Genomic DNA, 12705 nt, shown 5'->3' with positions numbered 1-12705 from the left:
TGGATTGGCGTGTTCGTGACCGGCTCCGTGACGAACGCTAACGTGCTCTTCGCGGGCCTGCAGTCCACCACCGCAGCCCAGATTGCTGTTGACCCGACCCTGCTCGTCGCCGCAAACACCGCCGGTGGCGTGATGGGTAAGATCGTCTCCCCGCAGTCCATCGCAATCGCTGCGGCGGCAGTAAATAGCGCCGGTGAGGAATCGAAGATTACCTCCATGTCCATTAAGTACAGCGCTATTCTGCTGGGCCTGGTCTGCGTCTGGTCCTTCGCTCTGTCGCTCATGATGGGCTAAAGACCGATACCGGATTCGGCGTAACCCTGCGTAGAAACCCCTCGATGAGAACCCTGCAATTTTCTCTGCAGAAGACGATTCGAGGGGTTTCACGTATATTCAGGAAGTTCCAACAGACCGGGAAGAGGCGTAGAATTACTTCTTGTGCTTGCTCCTGCATCATTCTGCGCATCACCACAGATTGTGCTCCAGAAGAAAGAACGGGCAGGCGCCTCATAGAACACCTACTGCTTAAGGAAAAACAATGCAGGCGCTCGCAACGATTACTACTGTCTTTGCCTTTATTGCTATAGCTATTCATGTCTACATCTGGATTATTGAATCCTTCCTCTGGACCAAGCCCAAGGGCCGCGAAACCTTCGGAATGACCGAAGAATTCGCTGAATCCACCAAGGAGATGGCGGCAAACCAGGGCCTGTACAACCTGATGCTCGCCTGGATCGCCGCAACTGGTCTGCTCGCATTCTGGTTCGGCTCCCCGCAGGTGGGCGTGGCGCTCATGTTCGCAGGTCTGGGCTCCATGGCGGTTGCCGGTGCCTACCTGTTCCTCACCTCTCCGGATAAGCGCAAGCCGGCGCTGATTCAGCTGACCCCGCCGCTGCTGGCGCTGATTTTCCTCTTTGTAACGATCTAATCCTGTGACGATCTAATTCAGAGCGGAACCTCTCAACGTATAGAAGCCGCGTGCTTACTTTAACGAAGTAACACGCGGCTTTTCTACGCCCTTGGAGGCGAGCACGCCAAGCGAGTTAGGCAAAGAGCCCCGAACAGCCTCGCCGATGCGAGTCCACCAGGTGCGCATCCACCATACCGACCGCGCACATGAGCGCATAAGCGGTCACCGGACCCAAGAACACGCCTCCTAGAGTTTTAAAAGATTTGGCAAGAAGCGCGGACTCAGGGGTATCGGTGGGAATATCGTTCTGGGTGAGCGGTGCGATAGTCTCGCTCGGCGCAAAGGACCACAGCCACGCCGGCAGCCCACCCGGTACATGCGTGCCGTCGGATAGGGTGCGCTCGCGCATCCGGTTCAGGTCTTCATCGCTGAGCGTACGAACTCGACGGCGGCGAGTGTCTGCCGCCTCGCTGCTATCCTCTTTGGCCGGGGTAGAAGAGGGCGCGATAAGGGGAAGACGAATATCCTCCGTGGAAGCGTCACGGGGCGTTGCGGCAAGCTCGCGCATCCGCAGGGTCAGCCGTGCATTGGAGATGACCGCGCGAATCTTCCTCTCGTTACGGATAATGTCTTCATTCTGGAGGAGCCGCGCAACATCATGGTCGGTGAACGCAGCCACGCGTTCGGGGTCGAAACCCTCGAAAACGCGGCGGAATGCCTCTCGGCGGGCAAGAATCGTGCGCCACGAGAGCCCCACCTGAAAAGCCTCGAGGCTCAGGGCTTCGAAGAGTCCTCGTTCATCGGTGACGGGCATGCCCCATTCGGTGTCGTAGTAGTCGCGCAGAAGCTCATCGGTCACCCACGTGGGGTAGCTCGGGGCGTTTTCGAGGGGGTCGGCGGGAATAGTAGGTTGCGAGGTCACGGTTTCTCCTCTCTGAGAGTGCTGAGCTCATCCGAATATTTCGGAAGCATATTCTACTTAAACAGTAGCTCTAGCGTGAGTAAATCGCAAGTATATTCGATTATGTGTCGTGGTGCAGAGCAACGAAACCGAAAATAGGTACGACAAAGGGCAGAGCCCGCATCCGATGCACGCTCCGCCCTCTGATAAGTCCCAATCACTGCCGGGTGACATGGCTAGAAGAGCCGCGCCTCCCGCACCTCTTCCGGCTCCTCCAAATCGAGGAGGAACTGCTTACGCTCAACCCCGCCAGCGTAGCCGGTCAAGCTACCGTCAGCACCAATAACGCGGTGGCACGGAATCATAATAGAAACCTTATTGCGGCCGACCGCCTGACCCACAGCCTGCGCCGGAGCACCCGGGCCAACCGCACGCGAAATCTCGCCGTAAGTGGTGGTGTACCCAGCAGGAACAGTCTTCAGATGCTCCCACACAATCAGTTGAAAATCGGTGCCTTCAGGGTCTAACGGCAATGTAAAAGAAGTGCGCTTGCGCTCAAAGTACTCAGAGAGCTCTACCTCAGCACGCGACAGCAGCTGCGCCGCAGCATACTCTTCGGTAGGCTCTTCCTCTTCCGCCGTGTTGTGCTCCCGCAGGTAGGCTCCGGGATTCTCGATGAGTCCACCGAGCTCATGGGGGAGCGGAAAATGTGCCTGATCCTCGTACCAGATGCCAACAATCGCGTTCGCGCGGGCGGCGATATAGAGCACGCCGACGGGGCTCGAGTAGCGAGTGTACCAGCGCGTGAGCGCTTCCGGCGGCTGCGGCGAATCGGTCGCTTTGGTCATGCTCTTCCTCGTAGGCTCGTGGGTGTGTACTGCCGATGGTGCAAAGGGCAAATACCCCTTTCAACCATCATAGGGGAGGCGCGCCTCCGTACCGTACCCGCGGCGGGTTTTGTCTATAACTGACCGGTATATATGAGATGTATGCACCGCTGTTGAAACATCTCAAGACGCCCCGTCAATTTTGCCTGAGCCCCAAGAGCTGGCATTCTGTGAAGTACACACCGATACACCGCAATTCAATACTCCGGCTTCTCCACCCCGCACCGGGTGGGGGATGACCTGTGTTTCTCGTGCCCCAACGTTGGGTTCAACGACGACTGAAATTGCAAGGAGAAACATGGAAGATCTGAAAGACATCCGCCGGCAACTCAAAGAAAACCCGGAGAGCCGAGAGCTCAATAACCGTTACGCGCAGGCGTGCCTCGACATCGCGAAAGAATATACCGTTACGTCCCAGGGACATATCTTTATTTGCTCGCCCTCAGATTTAGAAGCCGTACGGTACGTCATGGCCAAGATCCCTAACGCTTCGCTTCTAGACGGCGAAACCTTAGAGGAATACAAACGTCTGAAGAGAGCCGTCACCCAAGCCCGTATGAATAGAGGCAGGCCCGGTAGCATGATGGGCATTTACTATGCCCTCATCCTTTTTATAGTGATGCCTATAATGGCGGTACCAATCCTTGCGCTGTGGGAACTCACCGCGGGGAGCACCTCAGACCACACCCGCGACCCGAGAGCCCTTATTTACCTGATTCCTGTCGCTCTCATTACCGCTGCGCTTCTCTGGGTTGGGTGGCTTTTTGAACGAATCCCCGGCTGGAAATATAACGCTCTGATCGTCGAAAAGAACAGAAGGATAGAACTAGCCAGAGCCGAAGCTGAAGCGCAGCGGAGCACTGACTCAAACCAGAAATAATCTTGAGTGTAGGGTCGGACTCTGAACCGCGATTTTAATGCAAACGTGCCGCCTCACCGGTACCGGTGAGGCGGCACATTTATGCTGTCTAGGGGATGGCAGGCACGCTACTTAGCAGCTGCTCCGTTGGGATTGCCCTCCGTGTGGTGAAGGTGCGGCAGGTGGGTCGAGTGCAGGTCGTGACCGAGCACATCGTGTGCGTCCGGGTCCTCGTTCGGGAGCACGTGCGAGTACTTGGAGTAGTAGCGGTACAGCGCGTAGGCGCCAATCACAGTCAGTACGATAGCAACGCCCAGAGCCCACGGTACAGCTGCGGGAGAATACATGACAGAGAAGAGCACCAACAGCCAGGAGAGAGCAGCTGCAAGAACCGAAATGTTCATAGCAATAATTGCAAGCTTGCGGCGACGGACATCAACCATAATCGGTGCGGGAAACCCGCTCCCTCCTTCCAACGGAGCCTCTCTCCGTTCTCACGACCACCGGAAGGTGCCAGATGCATAACCAACCGCCATCTTCGGCGACCAGAATAGAATCAATAAGCCTATATATCTATGATACGGCGCTTGAAGTGGACATCAAAGGCAAACAAACGCTGTTAGATCAACCCCACACAACATGTAAACGGGTATCTCAACAAGGGGCATAAAACCAGTGATTTTTACAGCGAGAACTGCAACACGAAAAGCGAACCCCACTCATCGTTAATGCAGAGAACCTAGTAACAAGAGATAAAAGTCCGTCCGCCGCAGTACGTGAAGCACCACGGCGGACGGGAGCGTAAATAAAGTATCAGCGCGAATCGTCGATTCCTGTCAGGACAGCGCATGAATATGTCGCGTACGCGTCCTGTGTGGTACTGACACCTCACGAACAACACCGCGCCAGGTGATCGGCTGAAGATACAGAATTTACAAAAACCAACGGTACCGCAGCGCCAATTTTTGTTGAAATCACCGCGCAATAAAGGCTAATAAATGCGTCATAAAACAGCGGAAAGCCCCCGCTGCTTCAACCCCATAGAGGGGGAGAAGCAGCCGGGGCATCGCTAGTACGCGGACCGTGCCGTTAGGCAACGGGTGCTGCGATTAGGCGGTCGGAACGTCCTCGTCAACCCACTCGAGGGTGCGGGAGACAGCCTTCTTCCACAGGCGGTACTGGCGGTCAACCTCTGCGGGCTCCATGGAGGGCAGCCAGCGCTTGTCCTCAGCCCAGTTGTCCACAACGTCCTGCTCGCCGGTCCAGAAACCAACAGCGATACCTGCAGCGTATGCTGCACCCAGAGCGGTGGTCTCAACAACCTTCGGGCGGATCACAGGAACGCCGAGGATGTCAGCCTGGAACTGCATGAGGAACTCGTTAGCGGTCATGCCGCCGTCCACGCGCAGCTCGGAGAGCTCAACACCGGAGTCAGCGTTCATTGCGTCCAGAACCTCGCGGGTCTGGAATGCGGTTGCTTCCAGTGCCGCACGCACGATGTGTGCACGGTTCACGTAGCGGGTCAGACCAACGATGACGCCGCGAGCGTCGGAACGCCAGTGAGGTGCGAACAGGCCGGAGAATGCGGGAACGACGTAGCAGCCACCGGAATCCTCAACGGAGGTAGCCAGTTCCTCAGACTCTGCAGCGTGCTCAATCATGCGCAGGTTGTCGCGCAGCCACTGGATCAGGGAGCCGCTCATTGCGACCGAGCCTTCCAGAGCGTAGACGGGTGCTGCGTCGCCAATCTTGTATGCGACGGTGGTCAGCAGACCGTTGTTGGAGAAGACGGGCTCGTTGCCGGTGTTCATGAGCATGAAGTTACCGGTACCGTAGGTATTCTTCGCCATACCCTTCTCGAAGCAGGCCTGGCCAAAGGTGGCAGCCTGCTGATCGCCCAGGATACCGGCAATCGGGGTGCCGTTAAGCAGACCGGTTGCGCGGCCGAAGCCGTACACCTCGGAGGAGGACTTGATTTCGGGCAGCATGCTCATGGGGATGCCCATGTCTGCAGCGATCTGCGGATCCCATTCGAGGGTGCGGATGTTCATCAGCAGGGTACGGGATGCGTTGGTTACGTCGGTGACGTGAACGCCGCCGTCAACACCACCGGTCAGGTTCCAGACCAGCCAGGTGTCGGTGTTGCCGAAGAGCAGGTCGCCGCGTTCTGCGCGCTCGCGTGCGCCTTCAACGTTGTCCAGGATCCACTTGATCTTGGGGCCGGAGAAGTAGGTGGAGAGGTTCAGGCCGACGATGTCGTGGTACTTGCCAACACCCTCTTCGCCTGCGAGCTCTTCAACGATTTCCTGGGTGCGGGTGTCCTGCCAGACGATTGCGTTGTAGACGGGCTCACCGGTGTTCTTGTCCCACACGACGGTGGTTTCGCGCTGGTTGGTGATGCCGACTGCAGCGATTTCGTGGTGGTTGACTTCGCCGTTTGCCATAGCCATTGCTACGACTTTACGGACGTTCTGCCAAATCTCGGTTGCGTTGTGCTCGACCCAGCCGGCCTTGGGGAAGATCTGCTCGTGCTCGAGCTGGCCCTGAGCCACGTTCTCGCCCGCCTTGTTGAACAGGATCGCGCGGGAGCTCGTCGTGCCCTGGTCGATGGAGAGGATGTACTTGCGTTCGACGTTGAGGGTTGCGGAGTGCAGAGAAGTCGTCATTGATTTTTCCTTAGAACAAAAGAACGGGGGTTATTAGAGAGGTTTAGAGGGGCAGAACTGCCGGAACGATTAGGCCAGCGAGGACTGCGCCGATGATCGGGCCAACAACCGGAACCCATGCGTAAGACCAGTTGGAACCGGTCTTACCGGGGATAGGCAGGAAGGTGTAGGCGATACGGGGGCCGAGGTCACGGGCGGGGTTGATAGCGTAACCGGTTGCGCCACCAAGGCTCATGCCGATAGAAACAACGACCAGGGCAACAGCCAAGGGGCCAATCTGGGCGGGGGTCTTACCGGATGCGATGATCCAACCAATCAGGACGAAGGTGCCGATAATCTCGGTGAGCAAGTTCCAGCCGTAGGACTTGATAGCGGGGCCGGTTGCGAAGATGCCGAGGCGGTCGCCCGGGTCCTCATCGAAGTGCTTCTTGTAAGTCAGATAGGCTGCGGTTGCACCAGCCATTGCGCCGAGCATCTGAGCGACGATGTACAGGGTGATGTTCAGCGGGGTTGCGGGAACGCCAGTTGCCAGGTCGCGGCCTGCAGTTGCCAGGCCAACGGTCACAGCGGGGCTCAGATGTGCACCGGAGTGGAAGGAGAGGTATACGGCGGTGAACACTGCCAGACCCCAACCGAAGGTGATAACAACCCAGCCTGCGTCCTTAGCATAGGACTTCTTCAGGGTCACTGCGGCGCATACGCCGGCACCGAGCAGAATCAGGATGAAGGTACCGAAGAACTCGGAAAGTACAAAACCAAGAGTGGTGGGGGCACCGGATGCATCCACGAGAGCGGATGAGCCGGCTGCAAGTACAGTTCCTGCGGAAGCAAGAAGAGACATTGATGCTCCTTGAAGACGAAGCGTCTGGAAGGCAAGCGAACCGATGCTTGTTTGTTCCCGTGCGTCCTCACCGCACGGGCGGATCGGGGCACAACGCTGTGCTGAAATGTGTAGCGGTTGCTACGAAAATTTGATAGATGTTTCTGGTTGAGAAGCAGATCGTACCAGTGAGCTAACCCTGTATTTAGCTCTCTGCTTCTTGTGCAGGGGATTATCGTAAACGGCTATTTAACCGTCCGTCCACCCCTCACCGAAAAATATGAGTTAGCCCATAACGGTGAGGGGCGAACGGTCGGTTCGTACCAAATAACCGGTTACGAAAGGTATGCGGAATCTCTAAGGATTAGAGCTTCACGCGGGGTGCCACGGGGGTGACAGCCTCAATCTTTGCCGATGCCTCAGCGTCGGTGGAGGTGGACTCTGCCTCGCGGATAGCCTGTACGCGTGCGGCGTAGAGGTCGAGTTCTTCCTTGACCTTCTTATCGTCCCAGCCGAGCTCGGCACGCAGGATGTCGAGAATCTCGTCTGCTGCTGCCAGGCCGCGGTCGCGCTGCTCGAGGTCGAGGCGTACGCGGCGGACCAGAACGTCCTCCAGGTGCAGGGCACCCTCGTAGCGGACAGCGAAGACGACGTCTGCACGCAGGAACTGGGGTGCCTTAGCCAGGGGAGCACCGAGGGAGGGGTCAGCGTCGATGAGAGCGCCGAGGTCCTCAATCTGTGCGCCGTAACGCTCGAGCAGGTGGGTGATACGGTCCTCATCCCAGCCGTAACGCTCTGCGTAGCGTGCACGGTTAGCAGCGATTGCGTGGTAGCCGTCTGCGCCGACCAGGCCGATGGTTGCGGTCACGAAGGGGTTCTGCTTAGCCTGCTCGCCCAGTGCGAAGTCGACAGCGTCGGCAGCCATGACACGGTAGGTGGTGAGCTTGCCGCCTGCAATGGCGCTCATACCGGGTGCAACCTCGGTCACGGTGTGCTCGCGGGAAACCTTGGTGGATGCTGCGCCGTCCTTGACCTTGGGCTGCAGCAGCGGGCGCAGACCGGTGTAGGTGCCGATGATGTCCTCGCGGGTCAGCGGGTTAGCGATCAGCTTGTTGGCCTGCATCAGGACGTAGTCGATGTCCTTGCTGGTTGCGACGGGGCGCTCGCGGTCCTCGGTGTAGGGGGTGTCGGTGGTGCCGATAATCCAGTAACGCTGCCAGGGGATGATGAAGAGAACGGACTTCTCGGTCTTGGTGAAGATACCGCTGGTTGCGTTGATGCGGTCGCGAGGAACCACGATGTGAATACCCTTGGATGCCAGAACCTCCAAGCCACCCTCGGGGTTAGCGAGGGACTCGGACTCTTCGGTCCACACGCCGGTTGCGTTGATGACGTGCTTTGCGCGCACGTTCAGGCGCTCGCCGGTCTCCAGGTCTGCCAGCTCTGCGCCGATGACACGGCCGGATGCGTCCTTGGTGAAGCCGACAACCTGGGTGCGGGATGCAGCCAGTGCGCCGTAGCCTGCAGCGGTGCGGACGACGTCGATGACGAGGCGTGCGTCGTCAACGCGTGCGTCGTAGAACTGGATTGCGCCGCTGAATGCGGAGTCCTTGATGTCGGGGAAGACGGTCTTGGTGCCAGCCTTGGTGAAGTGACGCTGGGAGGGGACGCCCTTGTTGCCGCGGGAGCCGAGGAATGCCAGGGTGTCGTACATGCCGATGCCGATTGCGGAGTATGCGCGCTCGATGACGGGCATCTTCAGGGGCCACAGGAAGGGCTGTGCGTGCACGAGGTGGGGTGCAATCTTGTTCAGCAGCAGGCCGCGCTCGGTGAGAGCTTCGGTCACGAGCTTGAAGTCGAGGTTGTAGAGGTAACGCAGGCCGCCGTGAACGAGCTTGGAGGACCATGCACTGGTGCCTGCAGCCCAGTCACCTGCTTCGACGATACCGGTGCGCAGACCGCGAGTCGCTGCGTCGAGGGCAATACCTGCACCGGTAATGCCGCCGCCCACAACCAGGATGTCGAGTTCTTCGTTGACCATGCTCTTGAGTGCCTTGGCGCGGGACTCAGCGGTCAGCTGGGACTGCTGTGCAATGTGCTGGGAGCTCATGTAGTGCTCTTTCTTGTCGTGCCGCGTGCGCGGCGTGGGGTTTCATCTTGCAAATAGTAAAACCCAATGGTGAAATAATAACCAAGCCACATGAACGGATTTTCATCGGAGGTCTGTACTCAATGAACGAACGCGCTAACCATACCTATGAGGCAGCGCAGCTGTACTACATCCACAACATGACGATGGATGCTATCGCGGCTCGTCTGGGAGTCTCCCGCGCCACTGTATCGCGCCTCCTTAAAAGTGCTCGTGAAAGCGGCATGGTGCAGATCCGTCTAGATGATTCCTTCCGCGCCCGTAGCGAGCTTGAGCGCCGCATCGGTGAGCGCTATAAGGTGCGCGTTACCCTCGTGAATGTCCGTTCGGATGCCACCCCGATTGCTCGCATGAGCCAGGTATCCCGCACCGCAGCGGCGCTACTTGATTCTCTGATTGATAACGGAACGAGTCTGGGTGTGGCATGGGGGTCAACGATGACCGAGATTTCTCGTCATCTGCCGCGTCGTCCTCTGAAGGGCGTGACTGTGGTGCAGATGAATGGTGCCGGTAATGCGCACCATTCGGGTATTCCGTACCTGGGTTCCTTGCTGGGGCAGTTGGTGAATGCCTATGATGCGCAGACTATCCATTTTCCGGTTCCCGCGTTCTTTGACTATGCGGACACGAAGACTGCCATGTGGCGTGAGCGTAGCGTGCAGAAGAATCTGCATGCCCAGCAGAACGTTGACCTTGCTATTTTTGGTGTGGGTGCTTTTGGTGGACCTATTCCTTCTCACGTGTATTCGGGTGGCTATTTTGAGGTGCAGGAGCAGCGTCAGTTGCGTGAGCTGGGCGTTGTGGGGGATATGTGCACGATTCTTCTGCGTGAGGACGGCTCGTGGGCTGATCTTGAGTTGAATAAGCGTGCGTCCGGTCCGACTCCGAAGGAGCTTGCCCGCATTCCGCGCCGTATTTGCGTTGCGTCCGGTACTCACCGTGTGCGTGCTTTGCGCGGCGCGTTGCGTACGGGTGCGATTACTGACTTGGTTCTTGATGATGCCCTGGCAAAGGCGCTCATGGAGAAATAGCTAAAAATAATCGCCGCGGGTATGAGAGTCCGTGGTGATGGGGTAAAGGGGCACCTTGAATCTGAAAGGGTAGTGCTTGAGAGCTTTCCAGGTGAAGCTCTCAAGTGTCGCCTGAACAATGTTTCAAGGTGCCCTTTAGTGTCGTCAAAAACTGCTTTCTGACCCTACAATGTGAAACGTTTGCGCATGTGAAAGTGCATATTAGTGCACTCCGTTGAATCCAATGAAGGTGTGCGCCACTCACCGTTAGAAAGAACCAACCATGACTCCCACCTATAACGCCCAGGCGAATCCGCACCTGGGCGCACCCGGCATTACCACCATGCACGGTGATGCCCAGTCTTCCGACGCTACTCCTCTTGCCGGCCCCGGCGCTGGCGACTGGAAGATTACCGGCACGAAGCTCGGCGGCGCCTGCCCGACGATCCTTGCTGGACGCGACGGCTTCATTCAGGTGCTCTGCACCCAGGTTTTCGCCCACGGCGAGTTCATTACCCCGAAGCTCTCTATCCTTGACCCGCATACCGGCCGCGAGCTCTCCCACTTGGACATCCCGAAGGGCGCACTGCTGGGCGGCGTGTACGCCTACCTCGACGCGCAGGACCGAATGGTTCTGGTGGATGGCTCTCAGTGTCTGCTGCGCCTCTCCCACTCTGCTGACGGACGCAGCATCCGAGTTGATGAGCGTATTGACCTGAGCCGCATGCTCGCGCAGAGCGCTAATGACGCTGTGGTTGGTCTGGTACCCGACTGGTCCGGACGCATTTGGGTTGCGACGAAGAACGGCTACATTGCGGTGATTGATTCTGCCCGCGGCACGATTCGCTCGATGCGCCTGAATAAGGCGTCGATTGCGGGTGAGCGTATCGATAACTCGATTTCGGCGTGCCCGCAGGGCGTGAGCGTGGTGACCTCCCACGCTATTTATATGCTGAACGCTACCGCAACCGGCGCGCCCACCCTCAAGTGGTGGCATGCGTACGACCGCGGTAGCGCCCGCAAGCCCGGTAAGCTCGCGTGGGGTTCCGGTGCCTCCCCGACGTTCTTCGGTCCGCACGGTTCGGATTACGTGATGCTGACCGATAACTCTGATATTCAGGAATCGGTCATTGTGTACCGCACCGATAACGGCGCGAAGGTCGGTAGCGTCGGCCTGTTTACTGCCGGTACCTCTGGCACTGAGAACTCCATGATCGGTGTGGGTAACACGATGGTCGGTGCAAGCACCTACGGCTACCCCTACCCGAAGTACCCGGAGGGTGCCGGCCCGTCGGTTCCTGCGAATGCGCTTTTTGCTCCCGGTATGGAGCGTTGGGATATTACCGACCGCGGTCTGCGTAAGATCTGGGACCGTAAGGACGTGTACTCTTCGGCTGTTCCTCGCTATTCCACCGCTGACGGGCTGATTTATACCTGTGAGCGTCGCCGCGGCCCGGCTGGTTTGGCGAATGGTGCTTACGCGTGGGCTGTCGCGCTGGACATGGAAACCGGTAAGACGATGCACGAGCAGCGCCTGCCTCAGCATGTGAGCCTGCTACTTGGCGGTGGCGACACCCTGCAGATGGTGGGCACGATTGACCGCTACGGCACCTGGTGGCAGGGCACGATTAGCGGCGTGTACCGTATCGCGAAGGCTTAGAGGAGTAGAAAATGACTAAGAATAATCTGATGAACGCTTCTCGCCGTACCGCGTTGAAGGTTGCGGGCGCTTCGGCTGCCCTGGTAGCTGGCGGCGTGAGCGCTGCGGAGGCGGCAACTCGTTCGGGCGGTAAGCGCGCTCGCGTGACCCCTGTGACCCAGCGTCCTGGCGGACAGCGTGGTGGACAGCACGGTGGCGCGGCGAGTTCTGCGCTGGTGCAGGTTCCGATGCGCTATAACGAGTCATGCATCCGCCTGGAGTTGAAGGTTGCTAACGGTGTGCAGGCTGTGTCTATGCAGAGCCAGCCTGCGCGTACTGTTGCTTTCCGGAATCTGCCGACTCGCCTGAGCATTATTAATGAAGGTAATTCGACGCTGCCGGTGGGTACTCGCCTGATGGTGCGTGCTCGCGCGCAGGATCCGAAGACTGGTTTGTTGTTGAATCCCGCGGTGACTCTTCGTGTCACCTCGGGGCAGGCGGTGCTGCCTTCGGGTAGCCTGGGTGCTTCGGCTTTGGTGGCTCCTGTGGATGCTCTGAATCTTGATGCGGTGCGCCGTAGCGAGCAGACCGGTCAAGCTGGTGCCGGTAGCGAGAATGTTCTGGAGTTGCGCACTGCTATTCCTCGCGGTCACCGCTTGGATGTTCAGCTGAATTATCAGGTGGCTTCGGGTGTTGCCGGTTCTGCATTGAAGCAGGTTCATGTGAGCGCTGTGCTGGATATGGCGGCGGCTGGTTTGTCCTCTTCGTTCTACGAGGTACAGAGCCCGGCTGTGGTTGCTTCGCTGAACTAGCAGTTGGGCTGGCTCCTGTGAGGGATGGCACGGCGGGGGAGTAGCTCCGTTG

Annotated in this window: 12 protein-coding genes; 6 read left to right on the top strand and 6 right to left on the bottom strand. The window is 58.3% G+C overall.

Features of this window, described 5'->3' with window-relative positions; all coding sequences use genetic code 11:
* Both HMPREF2971_RS08965 and HMPREF2971_RS08960 read left to right on the top strand, forming a co-directional pair.
* Positions 1-294: L-lactate permease (locus HMPREF2971_RS08965; RefSeq protein WP_141755868.1), on the top strand; the 294-nt coding region annotated here is incomplete at its 5' end.
* Positions 295-538: 244 nt separating this feature from the next.
* On the top strand, positions 539-928 hold the full coding sequence (locus HMPREF2971_RS08960; protein ID WP_070635127.1) for a DUF1304 domain-containing protein: 390 nt from the start codon (positions 539-541) through the stop codon (positions 926-928).
* A gap of 115 nt (positions 929-1043) precedes the next feature.
* On the opposite strand, the gene HMPREF2971_RS08955 is transcribed toward HMPREF2971_RS08960, so the two are convergent.
* On the bottom strand, positions 1044-1832 hold the full coding sequence (locus HMPREF2971_RS08955) for a DNA-3-methyladenine glycosylase I (protein WP_070692620.1): 789 nt from the start codon (positions 1830-1832) through the stop codon (positions 1044-1046).
* A gap of 215 nt (positions 1833-2047) precedes the next feature.
* Positions 2048-2659 carry a methylated-DNA--[protein]-cysteine S-methyltransferase gene (locus tag HMPREF2971_RS08950; RefSeq protein ID WP_049337520.1) on the bottom strand — a complete coding sequence of 204 codons (612 nt, stop codon included), beginning with the start codon at positions 2657-2659 and terminating at the stop codon, positions 2048-2050.
* A gap of 337 nt (positions 2660-2996) precedes the next feature.
* Between HMPREF2971_RS08950 and HMPREF2971_RS08945 the strand changes: the two genes are divergently transcribed.
* A complete protein-coding gene (locus tag HMPREF2971_RS08945) occupies positions 2997-3578 on the top strand; it encodes a hypothetical protein (RefSeq protein WP_049362804.1) in 582 nt (193 codons plus the stop codon).
* A 107-nt stretch (positions 3579-3685) separates the two neighbouring features.
* On the opposite strand, the gene HMPREF2971_RS08940 is transcribed toward HMPREF2971_RS08945, so the two are convergent.
* From HMPREF2971_RS08940 to HMPREF2971_RS08925, 4 genes are all read right to left on the bottom strand, one after another.
* Positions 3686-4000: an N-acyl-D-glutamate deacylase gene (locus HMPREF2971_RS08940; RefSeq protein WP_246823643.1), complete on the bottom strand. Its 315-nt coding sequence runs from the start codon at positions 3998-4000 to the stop codon at positions 3686-3688.
* Between the two features lie 666 nt (positions 4001-4666).
* On the bottom strand, positions 4667-6223 hold the full coding sequence (gene glpK / locus HMPREF2971_RS08935) for a glycerol kinase GlpK (protein ID WP_070692617.1): 1557 nt from the start codon (positions 6221-6223) through the stop codon (positions 4667-4669).
* A gap of 43 nt (positions 6224-6266) precedes the next feature.
* Positions 6267-7064: an MIP/aquaporin family protein gene (locus tag HMPREF2971_RS08930; RefSeq protein ID WP_049362827.1), complete on the bottom strand. Its 798-nt coding sequence runs from the start codon at positions 7062-7064 to the stop codon at positions 6267-6269.
* A 343-nt stretch (positions 7065-7407) separates the two neighbouring features.
* Entirely contained in the window at positions 7408-9153 is a 1746-nt protein-coding gene (locus tag HMPREF2971_RS08925; RefSeq protein WP_070692614.1) for a glycerol-3-phosphate dehydrogenase/oxidase, read from the bottom strand.
* A 122-nt stretch (positions 9154-9275) separates the two neighbouring features.
* Between HMPREF2971_RS08925 and HMPREF2971_RS08920 the strand changes: the two genes are divergently transcribed.
* The 3 genes from HMPREF2971_RS08920 (at position 9276) to HMPREF2971_RS08910 (ending at position 12653) form a co-directional block, all read left to right on the top strand.
* Positions 9276-10223, top strand: a complete 948-nt coding sequence (locus HMPREF2971_RS08920; RefSeq protein ID WP_049359844.1) for a sugar-binding transcriptional regulator — start codon at positions 9276-9278, stop codon at positions 10221-10223.
* Between the two features lie 262 nt (positions 10224-10485).
* Positions 10486-11862, top strand: a complete 1377-nt coding sequence (locus HMPREF2971_RS08915; RefSeq protein WP_005507717.1) for a hypothetical protein — start codon at positions 10486-10488, stop codon at positions 11860-11862.
* Positions 11863-11873: 11 nt separating this feature from the next.
* Entirely contained in the window at positions 11874-12653 is a 780-nt protein-coding gene (locus HMPREF2971_RS08910) for a hypothetical protein (protein WP_049359850.1), read from the top strand.
* The last annotated feature ends 52 nt before the right edge of the window (positions 12654-12705 follow it).

It is taken from the genome of Rothia sp. HMSC066G07 (assembly GCF_001814485.1).
In the GTDB taxonomy this organism is placed as follows: Bacteria; Actinomycetota; Actinomycetes; order Actinomycetales; family Micrococcaceae; genus Rothia.
This window is presented reverse-complemented; position numbering and strand designations above follow the sequence as displayed.